Genomic DNA, 19,868 nt, shown 5'->3' on the forward strand with positions numbered 1-19,868 from the left:
CGCAGACTGGCGGCCTTGGCCTTGCGGCTGAAGCCGGCATGCACTGGTGGGCATGCCCGGCAAGGGCCTGGGCCTGCGCGCACGACGCGATGGGGCGCATTGGCGCCGTGCAGACAGGACGCAGGATTCAAACGTGAAGCGGGCAAAACAACTGAGGGGAGCCCTGATGGGCCAGGTGGCGACGGCGCAGGTGCGCAGCGACCGTGCAGGAGCAGAGGTGGGAACGGCACGCCAGGGCGCCATGGCGCTGCTGGTGGCTGGAGCCGTGGCGGCCACGGCAGTGCCTGCGGCATCGCACGCACAGGAGAAGCATGCGGAGACCCAGGCGCAGACACAGGCGCAGGAGGCGCGTGCCCAACGGCTGCCGTTCGACATTGCGGCCCAGCCGCTGGCCACGGCGCTGGGCGCGTTCGGCCAGCAGTCCGGGCAGCAGGTGCTGTTCGACGAGGCCGACCTGGCCGGGCGCAGCGCCCAGGCCGTCAAGGGCCGGTTCACGCCGCGCCAGGCGCTGGAGCAGTTGCTGGGTGGCTCTGGCATGGCCGTCGCCACCGAGCGCAGCGGCGGCTTCACGCTGAAACCCGCGCCCCGCCCCGCTGCCGGCGCGCAGACACTGGGCGAGGTCCACGTGACCGCGCAGGCCCTGCGCAGCGCGGCCACCGAAGGCACGGGGGCCTATGCGGCGCGCGCCGTGAGCATCGGCAAGAGCGAGCAGGCGCTCAAGGACACGCCGCAGTCCGTCAGCGTGGTGACCGACCAGCTCATGAAGGAGCAGAACATCACCTCGGTCTACGAGGCCCTGGCCAGCACCACGGGCATCACGCTGCTGCAAAGCCCGCAGGGCGGCAAGTACATCTATTCGCGCGGCTTCGACGTGACGGGCATGCAGTACGACGGCATTCCAGTGGAGCGCCTGTACGGACGCGCCAGCAACTACGCAGGCAGCTCGGTCATCTACGACCGCGTGGAAGTGCTGCGCGGCGCCACCGGCCTGGTGCAGGGCGGCGGCGACCCCAGCGGCGCCGTCAACCTGGTGCGCAAGCGGCCGCTGGCCGAGCCGGGCGTCAGCGTCATGGCCAGGGCAGGCTCCTGGGACCGCTATGGCGCGCAGATCGATGCCAGCGGCTCGCTGAACCAGGAAGGTACGCTGCGCGGCCGCGCCGTGCTGGACCGGCAGGACGAGCACTCCTTCATCGACTACGTGAACAGCCGCAACACCACGCTGTACGGCACGCTGGATTACCGGCTGTCGGCCGACACGCAGGTGAGCGTGGGCGCCAGCATCGAGAGCATGAAGGGCAGGCCCTTCATCTCGGGCCTGCCGCGCTATGCCACGGGCGGCGACATCGGGCTGCCGCGCTCCACCTTCCTGGGGGCCGACTGGAACCGCCAGAACAACAGCAACAAGGCCCTGTATGCGGACCTGTCGCACCAGTTCAACGACCGCTGGCGCGCCAAGGTCTCGGCCATCCATGTGCGCGAAGAGCTGGACATGAAGTACGCGGCCTCGCTGCGCTCGGTCAATCCCTCCACCATGCTGGGCGGCAGCATTGCGGCCATGACCCGGGCGCGCATGAATGCCTCCGGCCTGGACGCCCACGTGACGGGCGACATCGATGCCTTCGGCCGCCAGCACGAGCTGGTGCTGGGCGCCACCTACAGCCGCTCGCACGCCAACCCCACCTACAACGCGTTGACGGCGGCCAGCCCCATCGATGTGACGGCGCCCAACGCCCACATCCCCGAACCCAGCGACGCCGCCCTGGCCGCCGTGTTCAACGAAGAGCGCAGGGCCATGGTGCAGCAGGCCGGCGTCTACGGTGCGCTGCGCCTGCAGGTCAGCGATCCGCTCAAGCTGGTGGTGGGCGGGCGCCTGAGCAACTACAAGAGCGACTGGGACACCTATCTGCGCAGCGCCGGTGTTCCCAGCTTCAACACGACCCACCAGGGCAATACCCGGTTCATGCCGTTTGCGGGCGCCATCTACACCCTCAGTCCGCAGTGGAACGCCTATGCCAGCTACGCCAGCATCTTCAAGCCCCAGACGCTGCTGAACGCGGCCGGCGAGAACCTCAAGCCCATCATGGGCGACACCTACGAGGTCGGCCTCAAGGGCGAGCTGATGGACGGCAGGCTGAACACCTCGCTGGCGCTGTACCGCGTGAACCAGAACCACCGCGCGCAGGAAGACCTGACCACCAGCCCCACCTGCCGCGACGGCTACTACTGCTACACCGACACCGGCAAGGTCACCAGCCAGGGGCTGGATGCCGAGATCAGCGGCGAGCTGGCGCGCGGCTGGAAGCTGTTCACGGGCTATACCTACAACAGCAACAAGTACGCCCAGGACCTGAACAACCAGGGCAAGAGCTTCAACACCTACACGCCGCGCCACCTGCTGCGCGTCTGGACCACCTACCAGCTGCCCGGTGAATGGAATGCCTTCACCATCGGCGGCGGCGTGAATGCGCAAAGCTCCAACTACCGCCAGGTGGGCGCCGTGGCCGTCCATGCGCCCGGCCGCGCGGTCTGGAGCAGCCATGTGCGATACCGCATCAACCGACAGTGGGAGGCGTCGCTGAACTTCAACAACATGTTCGACAAGACCTACTACGTCTCCGTGGGCAACCTGCTCAACAGCAGCCACTACGGCGATCCGCGCAATGTGATGCTGACGCTGCGCGGCTCGTTCTGACGGTCGGCCAGGGGGAAGCGGCGGGCGGGTTGTGCAGGCAGGCTGTGCGGGCAATAGACTAGCCACCCTGCGAAACCCGCTGCCCCCTATTCACCCGATTCAAGGAGTTCCCATGCATCTTCAACGCACCGTCCTTTTTGCAGGCATGGCGGCCAGCCTGTTTCTGGCGGCGGGACGGGCGACGGCCGCAGAAGGCCCTGCCGCGGCCCAGGCGCCACAGGCCAAGGCCCAGGCCGCCAAGCCGGCAGGCGACACCGTGCAGGCGCAACTGCAGGCATCCACCTGGGTGCCCGACGGCAAGGCCGATGCGCCGCGCGTGATCTATACCTTCACCGACCCCAACTGCAAGTACTGCCACAAGTTCTGGGAGGCCGCGCGTCCCTGGGTGGACGCAGGCAAGGTGCAACTGCGCCACATCCTGGTGGGCGTCATCCGCGACGACAGCCCCGCCAAGGCCGCCGCCATCCTGCAGGCCCCGGACCGCGCGGCCGCACTGATGGAGCACGAGAAGAAGGCCGCCCAGGGCGGCATCGCGCCCGCCTTCAGCGTCAGCCCCGATGTGCGCAAGGCATTGGATGCCCACCACAAGCTGATGCTGTCGCTGGGCTTTCGCGGAACGCCGGGCATCGTGGTGATCGACGGCCAGGGCGGCACCAAGAGCTACGGCGGCATGCCGCGTGAGGCCGCCTTGCCCGAGGTGTTCGGCCCGCTGTGAGGCGGCGGCGCCGTCCAGCTGCCGCCCAGCACGCGGAACAGCTGGGCCAGCGCCAGCTGCCGCTGGGTCACGGTATCGACGTAGGCGCTTTCATTGGCGAAGGCGCTGCGCTGGGCATCGAGGTAGCGCAGGGAATCATCCACGCCCGCCTGGTAGCGGGCCTGCGCCAGCCGCAGGCTTTCGCGGCTGCTGTCGCGCAGCGCCAGGCGCGCGGCTTCCTCGCGGCGCAGCGTGTCGGTGGCGGCCAGGGCGTCGGCCACTTCGCGGAAGGCGGTCTGGATGGCCAGCTCGTAGGCGGCCACGGCCCTGTCCTTGCGCAGCACGGCCAGGTCGAGGTGGGCGCGGTTGCGCCCCCCGTCGAAGAGGAGCAGCGTGACCTGGGGAGTGAACGACCAGGCGCGCTGGCCCGGGCGGAACAGGTCGGACAGATCGGCGCTGGACGATCCCAGGAAGCCGGTGAGCGAGATGCGCGGGAAGAAGGCCGCGCGCGCCGCGCCAATGTCCGCGCTGCGCGCGCGCAGCCGGTGCTCGGCCGCCTGGATGTCCGGGCGGTGGACGAGCAGTTCGGACGGCGTTCCGGCCGACAGCTCCTGCAGCAGCACGGGTGCCTGGGCGGGTTGTGCCGAAAGCTGTGCGGACAGGTCGTCCACGCCCGTCAGCAGCAGCAGGGCGTTGCCGGCCTGGAGCAGCTCGCGTTCGCTGCGTTCCACATCGGCACGTGCCTGGGCGGCCAGGCCCAGGGCATCCTGGTGGTCAAGCGCCGTGGCCGTGCCCGCCTGGCGCCGCTGCGCGGTCAGGCGCAGCGAGGCTTCACGGCTTTGCAGCGTGCGCTGCGCCAGTTGCAGGCGGCGCAGGGCCCCGTCGCGGGACAGGTAGGCCTGCACCACTTCGGCACCCAGGCTGATGCGGGCCGCGCGCACGGCCTCTTCGGTGGCCAGGTACTCGCCCAGGGCGGCTTCGGACAGGTTGCGCACGCGGCCGAACAGGTCCAGCTCGAAGGCGGCCAGCCCCAGGCCGGCCTGCCAGTTGCCCTGCACCTGCGGCTGGCCCGTGGCATTCATGTCGCCCGGCAGGCGCTGGCGCGTGCCGCCGCCCTGCAGGCCCACGCCCGGCAGCCGGTCGGCGCGCTGCACCTGGTACAGGGCGCGTGCCGCCTCCACGTCGAGCAGGGTCTGGCGCAGGTCGCGGTTGTGGGCCTGGGCCAGGTCCACCAGCTGGCGCAGCTGGCGGTCGGCGATGAAGCTGTTCCAGTCCAGCGTGGCCGCCGACGAGGACAGCACGGGCGCGGCATCCTGTTGCGGCCACTGCGTGGGAATGGGCGCCTGCGGACGCTGGTGGACCGGGGCGAGGGAGCAGCCCGCCAGCACCAGGCTGGCGGCCAGCGCACACAGGGCGCGTGGGAAGAAGTGCAGGGACATGGCGCTTACTCCGTGGGGATTGCCGGGGCCTGCAGGGCAGGCGGGGTGCCGGCCGGCGCCTTGCGCCGCAGCAGGGACAGCACCCAGACGAAGAAGACGGGGACGAAGACCACCCCCAGCAGCGTGGCCGACAGCATGCCGCCGATCACGCCGAAGCCGATGGCGGCCTGGCTGGAGGCGCCCGCGCCCGAGGCCAGCGCCAGCGGCACCACGCCCAGGATGAAGGCCAGCGAGGTCATGACGATGGGCCGAAAGCGCAGCCGTGCCGCCTGCAGCGCGGCCTGCGCCAGGCTGTGCCCCTGCGCATGCAGGTCCCTGGCGAACTCCACGATCAGGATGGCGTTCTTGGCCGCCAGGCCGATGATGGTGATCAGGCCCACCTTGAAGTACACGTCGTTGGACAGGCCCACGGCCGATGTGGCCAGCACCGATCCCAGCGCGCCTATGGGCACGATCAGCATCACGGCGGCGGGAATGCTCCAGCTCTCGTACAGGGCCACCAGCAGCAGGAACACCACCACGATGGCCAGCGCGAACAGCTTGGGCGCCTGGGCACCGGCGGCTTTCTCCTGGAAGGACAGGGCCGTCCACTCGTAGCCTATGCCGCGCGGCATCTCGGCCATGATGCGTTCCAGCTCGGCCATGGCCTCGCCCGTGGTGTGGCCGGGCCTGGCATCGCCCGAGATGCGGAAGGCCGGATAGCCGTTGTAGCGCGAGATCTGCACCGGCCCGCTTTCCCAGCGCACCGTGGCAAAGGCCGCCAGCGGCACCTGCTGCCCGCTGGCGTTGGGCACGTGCAGGCGCAGGATGTCCTCGGGCCGCGCGCGGGCCTGCGCATCGGCCTGCACCACCACGCGCTGCAGGCGGCCGGCGTTGGGGAACTCATTGATCACGGCCGAGCCGTAGGCCGTGGACAGGGCCGTGTTGATGGCGCTGAAATCCACGCCCTGGGCCTGCGCCTTGCGCCGGTCGATGTCCAGCCGCAGCTGGGGCGCATCCTCCAGGTTTTCCATCATGGCGTAGGCAATGATGGGCGAGGCATTGGCCTTGGCCAGCAGCTGGTCGCGCGCAGCGATCAGCGCCTCGCGGCCCAGGTTGGCGCGATCCTGCAGGCGCAGCGCAAAGCCGCCGGAGTTGCCCAGGCCGTCGATGGGCGGCGGGTCCACGGCCATGACGGTGCCGTCGGACAGGCGGGCAAAGCGCTGGTTGAAGGCCTGCACCTCGTCCCACGACGCCTGCCCGGCGCCGCGCACCGACCAGTCCTTGAGCGTGACGAAGGCCAGGGCCGCGTTCTGCCCCATGCCCGAGAAGCTGTAGCCCATCAGGAACTCGGCCTGGGCCGTGGCGGGGCGGCTCCGAACATAGTCCTCCATGTCCTTGACCATGGCCTTGGTGCGCTCCGTGGTGGCGCCCGGCGGCAGCTGCACGCCGACGATGTAATAGCCCATGTCCTCGTAGGGCACGAAGGATTCGGGCATGCGCGTGTACGCAACGCCCAGCCCGGCCACGATGGCGGCATACACCAGCATGCAGCGCCCGGCGCGGCGCACCAGCCGCTGGTTGAGCAGGTCGAAGCGCTCGGTCAGCGCCGCGAAGCGGCGGTTGAACCAGCCGAAGAAGCCCTTGCGCTCGGCGTGGTGGTCCTTGGCAACGGGATTGAGCAGCGTGGCGCACAGCGCCGGCGTGAAGGTCAGCGCCAGCAGGCCCGAGAACAGGATGGACACGGCCAGCGACAGCGAGAACTGCCGGTAGATCACGCCCACCGATCCGCTCATGAAGGCCAGCGGCAGGAACACCGCCACCAGCACCAGGGTGATGCCGACGATGGCGCCCGAGACCTGCTGCATGGCCTTGACCGTGGCGGCCAGCGGCGGCAGCCCCTCCTCGGCCATGAGTCGCTCCACGTTCTCCACCACCACGATGGCGTCGTCCACCAGGATGCCGATGGCCAGCACCATGCCGAACATGGTCATCATGTTCACCGAAAAGCCCAGCGCATACATCACGCCCAGGGTGCCGGCCAGGCACACGGGCACGACGATGGTGGGAATCAGCGTGTAGCGCAGGCTCTGCAGGAACAGCCACATCACCAGGAACACCAGCGCCACGGCCTCCACCAGGGTCTGGATGACCTTGCCGATGGCCACTTCCACGAAGCGCGAGGTGTCATAGGGCACGGCGTACTGGATGCCGGCAGGGAAGTTCTGCGACAGCTCGGCCAGGCGCGCCTTGACGGCCTTGGCGGTCTGCATGGCGTTGGCGCCGGGCGCCAGCTGCACGGCGGCGGCCACGCCCTGGCGGCCGTCCTCGCGCGAGGAAAAGCTGTAGTCCAGCTGGCCGACCTCCAGCCGCGCCACATCGGCCAGGCGCACGGCCGAGCCATCGGCCCTGGCACGCAGCACGATCTGTCCGAACTCCTCGGGCGAGGCCAGCGTGCCCTTGACGGCGATGGTGGCGCTCAACTCCTGGCCGGGCCCCGCGGGCGAGGCGCCAAAGCTGCCGGCCGGCACCTGCGCGTTCTGGGCGGCGATGGCCGCGTTCACGTCGGCCACCGACAGGCCGTAGCCCAGCAGCTTGCCCGGATCGACCCACACGCGCATGGCCACATCGGCCGCGAAGAACTGCACCTTGCCCACGCCGGGCACGCGGCGGATCTCGTTGTTGATGTTGCGCACGGCGTAGTCGGACAGGGCCACCTCGCTGTTGCCGCCGCTGCCGTCCTTGTAGGTCAGCGAGTAGATCATCAGGAAGTTGGCGCTGGCCTGCTCGACCTGCAGGCCCATCTGCATCACGGACGCGGGCAGGCGCGCCTCGGCCTTCTTGATGCGGTTTTGCACCTCCACCTGGGCCAGCGCGGGCTCGGTGCCCGGGGCGAAGGTGGCCGTGATCTCGGCCAGGCCCGTGGAGCCGCTGGAGGAGTCGAAGTACAGCAGCCCCTTGGTGCCGTTGAGCTCCTCCTCGATGACGCTGGTCACCGACTCCATCACCGTGGTGGCGGAGGCGCCCGGGTAGTTGGCGGTGATCGAGATCTGCGGCGGCGCCACGTTGGGAAACTGGGAGACGGGCAGCGCCGGTATCGCCAGCAGCCCGGCGAGCATGATGAAGATGGCCACCACCCAGGCGAAGTTGGGGCGGTTGATGAAGAACTTGGACATGGTCTATTCCTTGGGCAGGCGCCGGCTCAGTCGCTGGACGTGGCGGAGCTGCCGGAGGCGCTGAAGGTGCCGGACAGCCCCGCCGTAGGGGAGGCCGCGGCATCGGAAAGGGCCGTGACCTGAACCCGCGCCCCGGGCTGCAGGCCCGCCATGCGGCCCACCACCACGCGCTCGCCGCCCTTGAGGCCTGCGCTGATCTGCCACTGCGCGCCATGCATGGCGGCGGTCTGCACGGGGCGCATCTGCAGCGTGTCCTGGCCGTCCACCACCAGCACGTGGGCCTGCCCGTCAGTGCTGCGCTGCACGGCCCGCTGCGGCACCAGGATGGCGGCAGGGTCCACGCCCTGGCCCACGGTCACGCGCACATACATGCCGGGCAGCAGCATGCCGTCGCGGTTGTCGAAGCGCCCGCGCAGCGCCATCTGGCCCGTGCCGCGGTCCACCGTCACATCCGAGAACAGCAGCCGCCCCGTGCGCTGCAGGCCCGTGCCGTCCACCTTCAGGGAAACCGGCGTGCCGTCCTTGCCCGCTGTCTGTGCCAGACGGCCCTCGGCCAGGGCCGCGCGCAGGCGCTGGGCTTCGGCCACGGGCTGCTGGAAGTCGGCATAGACCGGGTCGAGCTGCTGGACCAGCGCCATGGGCGTGGCCTCGCCCTGGCCCACCAGGGCGCCCTCGGTGACCAAAGCACGGCCGATGCGGCCCGCGATAGGCGCCCTGACCGTGGCGTATTCCAGGTTCAGGGCGGCCGCCTGCACCTCGGCCTGGGCGGACTGCCGCGCGGCCTGGGCCGCCTGCAGGCGGGCCTGCATGGCCTCGAAGTCCTGGCGGCTGACCGCCTCCTGCGCCACCAGCGGCGCGTTGCGGCCGACCACGGCACGCGCATCGAGCAGGGCCGCCTCGGCGCTGGCCAGCTGGCCCTGGGCGCGGGACAGGGCGGCGCGCAGGGGCGCCGGGTCGATCTGGAACAGCACCTGGCCGGCCAGGACATCGGCACCTTCCTCGAAATGGCGGCGCAGCACGATGCCGGCCACCCGCGCACGCACCTCGGCCACGCGCACGGGCTCGATGCGGCCCGGCAGCTCGCTGGACAGGGCCAGCGGCGCGGGCTGCACGGTGACGGCCTGCACCACGGGCAGCGCGTCACCCGCCGCGGCCGGAGCCTCGTTGCGGCCGCAGCCCGCCGCCAGGACGGCCAGCACCAGGGCCGCCAGCGGCAGGCCACGTCGCTTGTTCAGACGCATGCTCATGTTCACAACCTGATTGATTCGATACGAAGGCCGCGATGGTACATATCAGAATCAAATGAGTCAACATCGATTCATTTGATACTTTAAAACATCAACAGATAAAATCCCTGCACTTTCCAAGGAGGCATGACAAGCGATGACGAGCACCAAGCAAGAGGACGAAGGCAAGCTGCTGGGCGCACTGGCACTGGCGCTGCTGGACGATCCCAAGGCCAATCTGCAGGAGCTGGCACGCGCCATCGGCATCAGCAAGGCCACGCTCTACCGCTTCTGCCCCACGCGCGACCAGCTCATCGACCGGCTCATAGGGCATGCGGCCGACACCCTGTCGCGCGCCATGCACGCGGCCGAACTGGAGCGCCACGCGCCGCTGGAGGCGCTGCGCCGCCTCACCGCCCACTGCCAGGACCACCAGACGCTGCTGCTGTTCCTGATGTATTTCTGGCGCTCCGACATCTCGGTGGTCGGCCAGATAGAGAGCGAATGGGTGGCGGCCATGGATGCCTTTTTCCTGCGCGGCCAGCAGGCCGGCGTGTTCCGCATCGACATCACGGCAGCGGCCATGACCGAGCTGTGGCTTTCCATGGCCGTGGGCCTGCTGGATGCGGAACGGCGCGGCCGTGTTGCGCGGGCCAGCGTGGCGGCCGTGATGGAGCAGTCCTTCCTGCACGGCGCCCTGCAGCCCGGCGCACCGGCCGCGTAGCACGCCGGGCGCCGACGGGGGAAACCGAGGTGATGAATGATGGTCATGACTGCATATGCGCTAGCATCAGCCATGCGTTTGATCGTTCTGGACACCAATGTGTTTGTCTCCGCCCTGCGCTCTGGCGGGGGCGCATCGCGCGAAGTGCTGCGCCGCGTACTCCAAGGGCAGGCCATGCCTTTGTTTGGCAATGCCCTGTGGCAGGAGTACGAAGACCTGCTTGGCCGCGACGTCTGGACTGACGCCACGACGGCCGACGAACGCCGGCAGGTGCTGGCCGCACTGGCGCATGCCGGACGCTGGGTCAACGTTTACTACGGTTGGCGCCCCAATCTGCCAGACGAGGGAGACAACCACCTGATCGAGCTGGCCGTGGCGGGCAATGCCGAAGTCATCGTGACCCACAATGTGCGCGACCTGAGCCGCGGGGAACTGGCCTGGCCGCAGTTGCGCATTCTGACGCCCGCCCAATACCTGGATCTGGAGGAACAGCCATGAGCACCCTGACCATCCGTTTGCCGGACGACACGGCACAGCGCCTGAAATCGCTGGCCCGCAACCGGGGACTGAGCATCAACAAGCTGGTCGAAGAGTTGAGCACGCAGGCCATCACGGCGTTTGACATGGAAACGCGCTTTCGCACGCTGGCTGCCAGTGGCGATGCTAAGCAGGCACTGGACATACTGGCACGCCTGGACAGCCAGGATCCGCGTTGAGGCCGAGGCTGCATGCTCGAACGCACCCACCTCGCCATCGTCCGTGAAGTCGAAAAACAGGGCTCGCTGACGGCGGCGGCTGGCGTGCTGTGCGTGACGCAGTCGGCGTTGAGCCACAGCATGAAGAAGCTGGAGCAGCAGCTGGGCACGGACATCTGGCTGCGCGAAGGCCGCAGCCTGCGCCTGACGCAGGCCGGCCAGTACCTGCTGGCCGTGGCCCAGCGAGTGCTGCCCCAGCTGGACCTGGCCGAGGAGCGGCTGCGCCAGTTCGCCCAGGGCGAGCGCGGCGCGCTGCGCATAGGCATGGAGTGCCATCCCTGCTACCAGTGGCTGCTCAAGATCGTCGCGCCCTATCTGGCGAGCTGGCCCGATGTGGATGTGGATGTGAAGCAGAAATTCCAGTTCGGCGGCATCGGCGCCCTGTTCGGCTACGAGATCGACCTGCTGGTCACGCCCGATCCACTGTTCAAGACGGGCCTGGAGTTCGTGCCCGTGTTCGACTACGAGCAGGTGCTGGTGGTCTCCAGCGCGCATGCGCTGGCAGGGGCCGATTTCGTGGAGGCCGCCCAGCTCGCGCCCGAGGTGCTGATCACCTATCCCGTGCCCATGGACCGGCTGGACATCTACAACCAGTTCCTCATGCCGGCCGGCATCACGCCGCGCCGCCAGAAGGCCATAGAGACCACGGACATCATGATGCAGATGGTGGCCAGCGGCCGGGGCGTGGCGGCCCTGCCGCGCTGGCTGGTGCAGGAGTACGCGGGCAGGCTGGACGTGGTTCCCGTGCGCCTGGGCGCCAAGGGCATCGCCAAGCAGATCTTCCTGGGCGCACGCGTGGCGGACCTGCAGACCGACTATCTGCAGGCCTTCATCGAGCTGGCGCGCCAGCCGCTGGCCGCTGGCACGCCCCCAGCTCAGGCCGCCTGAGCCTGCGCCAGGAAGTCCTGCGCAAAGCGCTGCAGCACGCCGCCGGCCTCGTACACCGACACCTCCTCGGCCGTGTCCAGCCGGCAGGTCACGGGCACGCGCAGCGTCTGGCCGCTTCTTCGTTCAATCACCAGAGTGAGTTGGGTTCCCGGCGTGCGCTCGCCTTCTACCCCATAGACCTCCGTGCCGTCCAGCCCCAGGGTCCTGCGGTCGGTGCCCGGCACGAACTGCAGCGGCAGCACGCCCATGCCTATGAGGTTGGTCCGGTGGATGCGCTCGAAGCCTTCGGCCACCACGGCCTCGACTCCGGCCAGCCGCACTCCCTTGGCCGCCCAGTCGCGCGAGCTGCCCTGGCCGTAGTCGGCGCCCGCGATGATGATCAGCGGCTGGCGGCGGTTCAGGTAGGTTTCCATGGCCTCCCACATGCGCACCACGCGGCCTTCGGGCTCGATGCGCGCCAGCGAGCCCTTGTGCTGCACGCCGTCGATGACGGCCATCTCGTTGACCAGCTGCGGGTTGGCGAAGGTGGCGCGCATGGCGGTGAGGTGGTCGCCGCGGTGGGTGGCGTAGGAGTTGAAGTCCTCCTCGGGCAGGCCCATGCGCGCCAGGTATTCGCCCGCCGCGCTGTCGGCCAGGATGGCGTTGGAGGGCGACAGGTGGTCGGTGGTGATGTTGTCGGGCAGCAGGGCCAGCGGCCGCATGTTGCGCAGCGTGCGCGGGAAGGCCGCCAGCGCGCCCACGCCTTCGGTGTCCCAGTACGGCGGGCGGCGTATGTAGGTGGACTGGGAGCGCCAGTCGTACTGGGGCGAGGCCTTGTCTCCATCGTCCTTGCGGATGGCGAACATGGGGTCGTAGACGGCGCGGAATTGCGCAGGTTTGACCGCTTGTTCAACGATGGCGTCGATCTCCTCGTCGGCGGGCCACAGGTCCTTCAGGCGGATCTCCCGGCCGTCCACCACGCCCAGCACGTCCTGCTCGATGTCGAAGCGCACCGTGCCCGCCAGCGCATAGGCCACGACCAGCGGCGGCGAGGCCAGGAAGGCCTGTTTGGCCTGGGGATGGATGCGCCCGTCGAAGTTGCGGTTGCCCGAGAGCACGGCCGTGGCGTAGAGGTCGCGCTCGACGATCTCCTGCTGGATGGCGGGGTCCAGCGCGCCGCTCATGCCGTTGCAGGTGGTGCAGGCAAAGGCGACGATGCCAAAGCCCAGCTGCTCCAGCTCGCTGAGCAGTCCGGCCTCCTTCAGATACAGCTCCACGGCCTTGGAGCCCGGCGCCAGCGAGGATTTGACCCAGGGCTTGCGCGCCAGGCCCAGACGATTGGCATTGCGCGCCAGCAAGGCGGCGGCGATGACATTGCGCGGGTTGCTGGTGTTGGTGCAGCTGGTGATGGCCGCGATGATGACGGCCCCATCGGGCATCAGGCCTTGCGCCTCCTGGGCGCGGGCGGCCTGCAGTTTTGCGGCATCGGCAATGCCGCGCTCGGCCAGGGCCGAGGTGGGCAGGCGCCGGTGCGGATTCGAGGGGCCGGCCATGTTGCGCACCACGGTGGACAGGTCGAACTGCAGCACGCGCTCGTACTCCACCCCGGCCAGGGTGTCGCTCCACAGGCCTGCGGTGCGCGCATAGGCCTCGACCAGGCGCACCTGGGCCTCGTCGCGGCCGGTCAGGCGCAGGTAGGCCAGCGTCTGGTCGTCAATGGAGAACATGGCCGCCGTGGCGCCGTATTCGGGGCACATGTTGGAGATGGTGGCGCGGTCGCCGATGCTCAGGCTGTCGGCGCCTTCGCCAAAGAATTCCACATAGGCTCCGACGACTTTTTGCTGGCGCAGGAATTCGGTCAGGGCCAGCACGATGTCGGTGGCCGTGATGCCCGCCTGGCGCCGGCCCGTGAGGCGCACGCCCACGATGTCGGGCAGGCGCATCCAGCAGGCACGGCCCAGCATGACGTTCTCGGCCTCCAGCCCGCCCACGCCCACGGCGATCACGCCCAGGGCATCGACATGGGGCGTGTGCGAGTCGGTGCCGACGCAGGTGTCCGGGAAGGCCAGGCCATCCTGCACGGTGACCACGGGGGACATCTTCTCCAGATTGATCTGGTGCATGATCCCGTTCCCTGCAGGGATCACATCCACGTTGGCAAAGGCCTTCTTCGTCCACTCGATGAAGTGGAAGCGGTCCTCGTTGCGGCGGTCCTCGATGGCGCGGTTCTTCACGAAGGCGTCGGGATCGAAGCCGCCGCACTCCACGGCCAGCGAGTGGTCCACGATGAGCTGCACGGGAACGACGGGGTTGACCTGGGCGGGGTCGCCGCCTTCGGCCGCGATGGCATCGCGCAGGCCGGCCAGGTCCACCAGGGCGGTCTGGCCCAGGATGTCGTGGCAGACCACGCGCACGGGGAACCAGGGGAAGTCGATGTCGCGGCGGCGCTCGATGAGCTGCAGCAGGTAGCCGTCCAGCTGCTCGGGATCGGCGCGGCGCACGAGGTTTTCGGCATGGACGCGGGCGGTGTAGGGCAGACGAGCCCAGGCACCGGGCGAGAGGGCATCGACGGCGGCACGGGCGTCGATGTAGTGCAGCTTGGTGCCGGGCAGGGGTTTCTTGTGGTCGTTGTTCATGGGGCGGATGCAATGCGGGCGGGCCTGCAGCCCGCCCGCCAGGTTCAGGACAGCGGCGGCTCAGGCGCGCGCATCGAGGGGCACGAACTTCTGGTCATCCGGCCCCGTGTAGTTGGCGCTGGGGCGGATGATCTTGTTGTCCTGGCGCTGCTCGATCACATGCGCGGCCCAGCCGCTGGTGCGCGCGATCACGAACAGCGGCGTGAACATGGCCGTGGGCACGCCCATCATGTGGTAGCTGACGGCACTGAACCAGTCCAGGTTGGGGAACATCTTCTTGACCTCCCACATCACCGCTTCCAGCCGGTCGGCAATGTCGTACATGCGGGTGGTTCCGGCCTCGTCGGACAGGCGCTTGGCCACGCCCTTGATGACCACGTTGCGCGGGTCGCTGACGGTGTAGACCGGGTGGCCGAAGCCGATCACCACTTCCTTGGCATCGACGCGGCGGCGGATGTCGGCCTCGGCCTCGTCGGGGGTGTCGTAGCGCTTCTGGATCTCGAAGGCCACCTCGTTGGCGCCGCCATGCTTGGGGCCGCGCAGCGCGCCGATGGCGCCCGCGATGGACGAATACATATCGCTGCCCGTGCCCGCGATCACGCGCGCCGTGAAGGTGGAGGCGTTGAACTCATGCTCGGCATACAGGTTGAGCGAGGTGTGCATGGCGCGCACCCAGCCTCCGGACGGCCGGTGGCCGTGCAGCAGGTGCAGGAAGTGGCCGCCGATGGAGTCGTCATCGGTCTCCACCTCGATGCGCCGGCCCGAATTGCTCCAGTGGTACCAGTACAGCAGCATGGAGCCCAGGCTGGCCATGAGCCGGTCGGCAATGTCGCGGGCACCCGCCAGGTTGTGGTCGTCCTTTTCGGGCAGCACGCAGCCCAGGGCCGAGACGCCGGTGCGCATCACATCCATGGGGTGGGCGCCGGCAGGCAGCTGCTCCAGCGCCTGCCTGACGCTGGCCGGCAGGCCGCGCAGCGCCTGCAATTTGGTCTTGTAGGCCTGCAGTTCGGGGCGCGTGGGCAGCTTGCCATGCACCAGCAGATGGGCGATTTCCTCGAACTCGCAGACCTCGGCAATGTCCAGGATGTCGTAGCCGCGATAGTGCAGGTCGTTGCCCGAACGGCCCACGGTGCACAGCGCCGTGTTGCCGGCGGTCACGCCCGACAGGGCAACGGACTTCTTGGGCTTGAATGCGGACGCAGATGGCGCGTCGATGGTCGTGATACTCATGGAAGGGTCTCCTGGTTCAGATAGGAATGGGCAATGGCGGCAGGAAGGCCGTTGTGATCGACAGCCACCATCTCGAACAGGCCCTTGAGCACGTCCTCGCAGGCAATGCCGGGCGCCCGGGCCGAGGCGGTGACGCAGACCGTCATCGAGCTGCGCCCCACGCGGCTGACCCAGCCGCGCAGGACGATCTCGTGGCCCACGGGCACGGGCGCCAGGAAGTCGATGCCGGTGACGCCGGCCATCACCACCTCGCGCTGCGCCAGGCTGCGCGCTGCCAGAAAGGCGGTCTTGGCCATGAGCTGCAGGCCCTGGCCTGCGAACAGCGTGCCGTGGTGGTTGGCCAGCGCGGGCAATACCAGTTCGCGCAACTCGGCGGTTCCAGTAGGTGTTGTCATGCTTCGCAATCTACGCAAAATAGCGGCTCAGCCATAGGACTGAAAAGGCGAATTCTTGCGAAACGAATCCCACGATATTGCGAATTCTGCGAATAACAGCCACCCGAGGAAACAGCCATGAAGAAGACATTCATGGGCGTCAAGCTGCGCAAACTGCGCGCGGAGCACGGCCTGTCCCAGATCGCCCTGGCCCACGCGCTGGGCCTGTCGCCCAGCTACCTGAACCAGCTGGAGCAGAACCAGCGGCCGCTGACGGTGTCGGTGCTGCTCAAGCTCAACCGCGCGCTGGGCGTGGACATACAGCAGTTCTCGGAGGACGAGGAAGCACGCCTGGTCGCCGGCCTGCGCGAAGCCCTGGCCGATGCGCCCGAATCCATCGCCCTGCCCGAGCTGCAGGAAGTGGCCGCGCAAATGCCGGCCCTGGGACGGGCGGTGATGGCGCTGCACCGCCGCCATCTCGAAGCCATGGAGCGCATCGAGAGCATGTCGCTCCGCCTGGGCGATGACCGCTCGGACGGATCGGCCCGGTTGTCGGCCCCGCGCACCATGCCGTTCGAGGCCGTGCGCGATTTCTTCTTCGCGCACCAGAACTATTTCGACGAGGTGGACCGCGCGGCCCAGGCGCTGGCGCACGAGGCCCGCGCCGACCCCGGCCATCTGGCGGACTGGCTGGCACGCAGGCTGGAGCAGCGCCATGGCGTCCAGGTGCAGCGCTCCGAGGATTCACGGGAAAGCCAGCGCCGCTTCGATCCGGCCACACGCGTGCTCATGCTGTCCTCTGCGCTGGAGCCCGCGCAGCAGGCCTTTCAGCTGGGCACCCAGCTGGCGCTGCTGGAGATCGGCGCCCTGCTGGACCGGCTGATCGCCACCGCCGCCTTCCAGGGCGACCCGGCTTCAAGCAAGCTCGCCCGCGTGGGCCTGGCCAACTACTTTGCGGGCGCGCTGCTGCTGCCCTACGACCTGTTCCTGGAGGCGGCCGAGCAGCTGCGCTACGACATCGACCTGCTGGGCCAGCGCTTTGGCGTGGGCTTTGAAACCGTCTGCCACCGTCTGAGCACGCTGCAGCGGCCCGGCGCACCCGGCGTGCCCTTCTTCTTCGTGCGCGTGGACCGCGCGGGCAATATCTCCAAGCGCCAGTCGGCCACGCATTTCCACTTCAGCCGCACGGGCGGCACCTGCCCTCTGTGGACGGTGTACGAGGCCTTCGGCCAGCCCGACCAGGTGCTGCGCCAGCTGGCCAGCATGCCCGACGGGCGGCGCTACCTGTGGATTGCGCGCTCGGTCACGCGCGGGCAGCGCGGCTACGGCTCGCCGCGCAAGACCTTCTCCATCGGCCTGGGCTGCGACATACGCCATGCCGCGCGCCTGGTCTATGCGAAGGGGCTGGACCTGGGCGACCCGGAATCGGCAACGCCCATCGGCATGGGCTGCAAGGTCTGCGAACGCGACCAGTGCACGCAGCGCGCCTTTCCCTATGTGGGAAAGGCGCTGCATGTGGATGAGAACGCCAGCCGCTTTGCGCCCTATGGCGTGGGCGGCTGACGATTCCGTGGCCCGCGCGTGCGCGGGATGCGCGGTCAGGCTGCGCTGCGGTAACGGTCGCGCAGGTCGCGCACTTCGTCATGGTTGCGCTGCGCGCCCTGGGCCTGGCGCTCCACCATCACGCGGATGGCCGGGGGCAGCGGCTGCTTGAGCGCCTTGCGGTACTGGGCCACGGCGGAATCCTCGCCGCGCTCGCATTCCTCCAGCACCGCCTTGTCGTCCTGCGAGGTCAGCGCCGTCTTCACCGACACCCAGCCCCGGTGCAGCGCGCCGGCCACCGTGCCGCCCGATGCGGGCTCGCGACCCAGCCTGCGGATCTCGGCCTCCAGCTCCAGCGCGGCGGCGCCGCACTCTGCGCTGTGGCGCAGGAACAGGGTCTTGAGGTCCGGCGAGTCGGCGTTCTCGGAGGAGGTGCGAAAGCCGTACTCGCCATCGCGGCAGGATTCAAGCAGGTCGTTGAGCACGTCCACCACATCGTCGTTGTCGATATCGCCCGTATAGGCGGGGGCGACGATGGTGCCCGTCTCGTCACGGACATCACGGCTGCCTGCGCGCGCCCAGGCGGCGCGTGCTGCGGGCCGGGCCTGGTCCCAGTCCAGATGGCTGGCGCCACGGCGGGTGGTCCATTCGCGCTCCCACTCGGACTCGAAGGCATCGAAGTCGGCATCGCGGCGTGCGGCGGCAGCGTTCCAGCCCAGCTCGTAGGCGGGGCGGTATTCCTCGTAGCTGCGGCCAGCCACGTAATAGGGCTCGCTCTGGTAGGCATCGCGCCAGTAGGCATCTTCGACCGTGGGGTTCACGGCCTCGGCCGCACCCTTGCCGGCCAGCCCGCCGACCACGGCGCCGGCCACGCCACCCACGGCAGCGCCGATGGGGCCACCCATTGCGCCGAATGCAGCGCCGGTGACGGCGCCGCCTGCTGCGCCTATGCCGGTGCCCACCGGGTGCGCGCCAGGTGCGTCGGACAGCGGGTCACGGTTTGCGGGGTTCGATTGCGTCATGGAATGTGCTCCTTGGCAGTTGAAAGTGATTCCTATGCTGATGGCCGCCGCGGCCGTCCGGCGTGCGCGCTTGCGGCCATGTGCCGTAGGAACGCAGCGCCCGGGCCTTGCGGACATCGCGCCAGTCCCCTGTGGCCATTTTTCGCACCCCGGCACAGGGCACATACAGGGCAATCGGCGTGCCTGCCGGCCATGTTCCGGCAGGGGCATCTTGTCGTTCCTGCGCTTTCGGCGTGGTCCCACGACGGCCTTGCGCAAGCGGGGAGAGCATGGCCAAGGCGCACCCTGCGGGCGCCCATGAATGAAAGGACAACGCCATGAAAGACAAGACCACCCCTGCTGCCCGGCCCTCTGCACAAAAGCAGTCCAAGCCATCGGGCGACGGCCGCACCAAGCTGCCCGGCCAGGTAGGCAAGGCGCCGCATGCACCCGGCGAATCGGGCGAGCCCGAGCAGGGCCTGCGCCTGCCGCATGAGCGTGACCAGAGCATCGACGCCACCAGCGATGCACCCGACCCCGTGATGCGCCAGGCCCATGACGACATCGCCTCCGGCCAGGTGGACACCGACATGCGCCAGACACCGGGCCTGGACGCCGAGCAGCGCAAGAAGCTGGTGCGCAGGCAGCCTTGAACCGGCCCCCATTCCGAACACATCCATCCATGCAAACCACAAGTTCAACATCACGCCGCAGCACCCCGGGCGACGCCCTGGGCTCCATGCCCGAGACAAGCAGCGCCTCGTACGCGGACCATTCGCGGCTGCTTTCGGCCTTCGATCATTTCGCCAGCAAGGTGACGCGCTGGGCCGGTACGCCCATGGCCTTTTGCGTGGCCCTGATCTGTGTGGCCGTGTGGGCCGTGGCGGGCCCGATGTTCCACTTCTCGGAGAACTGGCAACTGGTCATCAATACGGGCACGACCATCGTGACCTTTCTGATGGTGTTCCTCATCCAGCAAAGCCAGAACAAGGACAGCGTGGCCCTGCACCTGAAGCTCAACGAGCTGCTGGCAGCCAACAAGATTGCAAGCAACCGCATGATCGGCATCGAGGGGCTGGACGAGGAGCAGCTGCAGCAAGTGGCGGCCTTCTACGTCAACCTGGCCGCCCGCGCGCGCGAAAGCGGAGCCTGCAAGGAATGCCACTCCATCGACGAGGACGACCCGGCACGGCCCGGCAACTGAGGCGCCTGCCCTCCTTCAGAGAGAAAAACCATGCCCGACATTCCCGACTGGCTTCAGTGGCCTGCCTTCCTGGCCTCCATCCTTGGCGCATGGTGGGTGGGCTCGCGTTCTGCGCAACGGCGCAACGTGGGCTTCTGGATTCTGATGCTCAGCAATGTGCTGTGGGCACTGTGGGGATGGTCCACGGGTGCCTGGGCGCTGGTGACGCTGCAGGCCTGCCTGGCGGTGACCAATGTCCGCGGCTCCCTCAAGGCCGAGCGCTGAACGCGCCATGCAGGCCGCCTCCATCCTGATGGGCCGGTGCTGGCGCATGGCCGATCCGCGCACAA

17 protein-coding genes are annotated in these 19,868 nt (G+C 68.8%); 10 read left to right on the forward strand and 7 right to left on the reverse strand.

Annotated features, from left to right (window positions below):
- Positions 1 to 166 precede the first annotated feature (166 nt).
- The gene (locus A9976_RS24120) at positions 167 to 2,692 is read left to right on the forward strand and encodes a TonB-dependent siderophore receptor (RefSeq protein ID WP_259649287.1); all 2,526 of its coding nucleotides are present in this window, start codon (positions 167 to 169) and stop codon (positions 2,690 to 2,692) included.
- 112 nt (positions 2,693 to 2,804) lie between these two features.
- Entirely contained in the window at positions 2,805 to 3,407 is a 603-nt protein-coding gene (gene dsbG / locus A9976_RS24125; RefSeq protein ID WP_183021093.1) for a thiol:disulfide interchange protein DsbG, read from the forward strand.
- Here dsbG and A9976_RS24130 read toward each other — a convergent pair.
- Genes A9976_RS24130 through A9976_RS24140 form a run of 3 tightly spaced genes read right to left on the reverse strand, consistent with a single transcriptional unit; the run spans position 3,353 to position 9,227 of the window.
- A complete protein-coding gene (locus A9976_RS24130; protein WP_183021094.1) occupies positions 3,353 to 4,825 on the reverse strand; it encodes an efflux transporter outer membrane subunit in 1,473 nt (490 codons plus the stop codon). The two genes, dsbG and A9976_RS24130, sit on opposite strands and share 55 nt — an antisense overlap.
- Before the next feature lie 5 nt (positions 4,826 to 4,830).
- The gene (locus tag A9976_RS24135) at positions 4,831 to 7,980 is read right to left on the reverse strand and encodes a multidrug efflux RND transporter permease subunit (protein WP_183021095.1); all 3,150 of its coding nucleotides are present in this window, start codon (positions 7,978 to 7,980) and stop codon (positions 4,831 to 4,833) included.
- 26 nt (positions 7,981 to 8,006) lie between these two features.
- Complete coding sequence (locus A9976_RS24140) at positions 8,007 to 9,227, reverse strand: efflux RND transporter periplasmic adaptor subunit (protein ID WP_183021096.1); 1,221 nt, start codon at positions 9,225 to 9,227, stop codon at positions 8,007 to 8,009.
- Positions 9,228 to 9,363: 136 nt separating this feature from the next.
- Here A9976_RS24140 and A9976_RS24145 point away from each other — a divergent pair, with 136 nt between their 5' ends.
- The 4 genes from A9976_RS24145 (at position 9,364) to A9976_RS24160 (ending at position 11,573) form a co-directional block, all read left to right on the forward strand.
- Positions 9,364 to 9,930, forward strand: coding sequence for a TetR/AcrR family transcriptional regulator (locus tag A9976_RS24145; protein WP_034397250.1), 567 nt, complete (start codon positions 9,364 to 9,366; stop codon positions 9,928 to 9,930).
- A gap of 72 nt (positions 9,931 to 10,002) precedes the next feature.
- Positions 10,003 to 10,428 carry a putative toxin-antitoxin system toxin component, PIN family gene (locus A9976_RS24150; RefSeq protein WP_043821641.1) on the forward strand — a complete coding sequence of 142 codons (426 nt, stop codon included), beginning with the start codon at positions 10,003 to 10,005 and terminating at the stop codon, positions 10,426 to 10,428.
- Positions 10,425 to 10,646 carry a ribbon-helix-helix protein, CopG family gene (locus tag A9976_RS24155; RefSeq protein ID WP_043821639.1) on the forward strand — a complete coding sequence of 74 codons (222 nt, stop codon included), beginning with the start codon at positions 10,425 to 10,427 and terminating at the stop codon, positions 10,644 to 10,646. The genes A9976_RS24150 and A9976_RS24155 overlap by 4 nt, the downstream gene beginning before the upstream one ends.
- A gap of 12 nt (positions 10,647 to 10,658) precedes the next feature.
- On the forward strand, positions 10,659 to 11,573 hold the full coding sequence (locus tag A9976_RS24160; RefSeq protein ID WP_183021097.1) for a LysR family transcriptional regulator: 915 nt from the start codon (positions 10,659 to 10,661) through the stop codon (positions 11,571 to 11,573).
- Here the strand turns inward: A9976_RS24160 and acnD are convergent.
- Genes acnD through A9976_RS24175 form a run of 3 tightly spaced genes read right to left on the reverse strand, consistent with a single transcriptional unit; the run spans position 11,561 to position 15,813 of the window.
- The gene (gene acnD, locus A9976_RS24165) at positions 11,561 to 14,188 is read right to left on the reverse strand and encodes a Fe/S-dependent 2-methylisocitrate dehydratase AcnD (RefSeq protein ID WP_183021098.1); all 2,628 of its coding nucleotides are present in this window, start codon (positions 14,186 to 14,188) and stop codon (positions 11,561 to 11,563) included. The two genes, A9976_RS24160 and acnD, sit on opposite strands and share 13 nt — an antisense overlap.
- Positions 14,189 to 14,248: 60 nt before the next feature.
- Positions 14,249 to 15,418 (reverse strand): 2-methylcitrate synthase, encoded by a 1,170-nt coding sequence (gene prpC / locus A9976_RS24170; protein ID WP_183021099.1) that lies wholly within the window; start codon positions 15,416 to 15,418, stop codon positions 14,249 to 14,251.
- A complete protein-coding gene (locus tag A9976_RS24175) occupies positions 15,415 to 15,813 on the reverse strand; it encodes an acyl-CoA thioesterase (protein ID WP_183021100.1) in 399 nt (132 codons plus the stop codon). Before A9976_RS24175 ends, prpC begins: the two co-directional genes overlap by 4 nt.
- 117 nt (positions 15,814 to 15,930) lie before the next feature.
- Between A9976_RS24175 and A9976_RS24180 the strand changes: the two genes are divergently transcribed.
- Positions 15,931 to 17,355 (forward strand): short-chain fatty acyl-CoA regulator family protein, encoded by a 1,425-nt coding sequence (locus tag A9976_RS24180; RefSeq protein WP_183021101.1) that lies wholly within the window; start codon positions 15,931 to 15,933, stop codon positions 17,353 to 17,355.
- A gap of 35 nt (positions 17,356 to 17,390) precedes the next feature.
- On the opposite strand, the gene A9976_RS24185 is transcribed toward A9976_RS24180, so the two are convergent.
- Positions 17,391 to 18,356, reverse strand: a complete 966-nt coding sequence (locus A9976_RS24185) for a PA2169 family four-helix-bundle protein (RefSeq protein ID WP_183021102.1) — start codon at positions 18,354 to 18,356, stop codon at positions 17,391 to 17,393.
- 317 nt (positions 18,357 to 18,673) lie between these two features.
- On the opposite strand from A9976_RS24185, the gene A9976_RS24190 reads away from it, so the two are divergent.
- The 3 genes from A9976_RS24190 to A9976_RS24200 are packed head-to-tail and all read left to right on the forward strand — an operon-like array spanning position 18,674 to position 19,803.
- Complete coding sequence (locus A9976_RS24190; protein WP_183021103.1) at positions 18,674 to 18,988, forward strand: hypothetical protein; 315 nt, start codon at positions 18,674 to 18,676, stop codon at positions 18,986 to 18,988.
- A gap of 29 nt (positions 18,989 to 19,017) precedes the next feature.
- Entirely contained in the window at positions 19,018 to 19,539 is a 522-nt protein-coding gene (locus tag A9976_RS24195; protein ID WP_183021104.1) for a low affinity iron permease family protein, read from the forward strand.
- 30 nt (positions 19,540 to 19,569) lie between these two features.
- The gene (locus A9976_RS24200) at positions 19,570 to 19,803 is read left to right on the forward strand and encodes a hypothetical protein (protein ID WP_183021105.1); all 234 of its coding nucleotides are present in this window, start codon (positions 19,570 to 19,572) and stop codon (positions 19,801 to 19,803) included.
- The last annotated feature ends 65 nt before the right edge of the window (positions 19,804 to 19,868 follow it).

Source organism: Delftia sp. UME58 (genome assembly GCF_014170385.1).
GTDB lineage: Bacteria > Pseudomonadota > Gammaproteobacteria > Burkholderiales > Burkholderiaceae_C > Comamonas > Comamonas acidovorans.

Coding starts and splice junctions, on each gene's coding strand:
- A9976_RS24120 (WP_259649287.1), top strand. CDS start 167: ATGGGCCAGGTGGCGACGGCGCAGGTGCGCAGCGACCGTGCAGGAGCA.
- dsbG (WP_183021093.1), top strand. CDS start 2,805: ATGCATCTTCAACGCACCGTCCTTTTTGCAGGCATGGCGGCCAGCCTG.
- A9976_RS24130 (WP_183021094.1), bottom strand. CDS start 4,825: ATGTCCCTGCACTTCTTCCCACGCGCCCTGTGTGCGCTGGCCGCCAGC.
- A9976_RS24135 (WP_183021095.1), bottom strand. CDS start 7,980: ATGTCCAAGTTCTTCATCAACCGCCCCAACTTCGCCTGGGTGGTGGCC.
- A9976_RS24140 (WP_183021096.1), bottom strand. CDS start 9,227: ATGAGCATGCGTCTGAACAAGCGACGTGGCCTGCCGCTGGCGGCCCTG.
- A9976_RS24145 (WP_034397250.1), top strand. CDS start 9,364: ATGACGAGCACCAAGCAAGAGGACGAAGGCAAGCTGCTGGGCGCACTG.
- A9976_RS24150 (WP_043821641.1), top strand. CDS start 10,003: ATGCGTTTGATCGTTCTGGACACCAATGTGTTTGTCTCCGCCCTGCGC.
- A9976_RS24155 (WP_043821639.1), top strand. CDS start 10,425: ATGAGCACCCTGACCATCCGTTTGCCGGACGACACGGCACAGCGCCTG.
- A9976_RS24160 (WP_183021097.1), top strand. CDS start 10,659: ATGCTCGAACGCACCCACCTCGCCATCGTCCGTGAAGTCGAAAAACAG.
- acnD (WP_183021098.1), bottom strand. CDS start 14,188: ATGAACAACGACCACAAGAAACCCCTGCCCGGCACCAAGCTGCACTAC.
- prpC (WP_183021099.1), bottom strand. CDS start 15,418: ATGAGTATCACGACCATCGACGCGCCATCTGCGTCCGCATTCAAGCCC.
- A9976_RS24175 (WP_183021100.1), bottom strand. CDS start 15,813: ATGACAACACCTACTGGAACCGCCGAGTTGCGCGAACTGGTATTGCCC.
- A9976_RS24180 (WP_183021101.1), top strand. CDS start 15,931: ATGAAGAAGACATTCATGGGCGTCAAGCTGCGCAAACTGCGCGCGGAG.
- A9976_RS24185 (WP_183021102.1), bottom strand. CDS start 18,356: ATGACGCAATCGAACCCCGCAAACCGTGACCCGCTGTCCGACGCACCT.
- A9976_RS24190 (WP_183021103.1), top strand. CDS start 18,674: ATGAAAGACAAGACCACCCCTGCTGCCCGGCCCTCTGCACAAAAGCAG.
- A9976_RS24195 (WP_183021104.1), top strand. CDS start 19,018: ATGCAAACCACAAGTTCAACATCACGCCGCAGCACCCCGGGCGACGCC.
- A9976_RS24200 (WP_183021105.1), top strand. CDS start 19,570: ATGCCCGACATTCCCGACTGGCTTCAGTGGCCTGCCTTCCTGGCCTCC.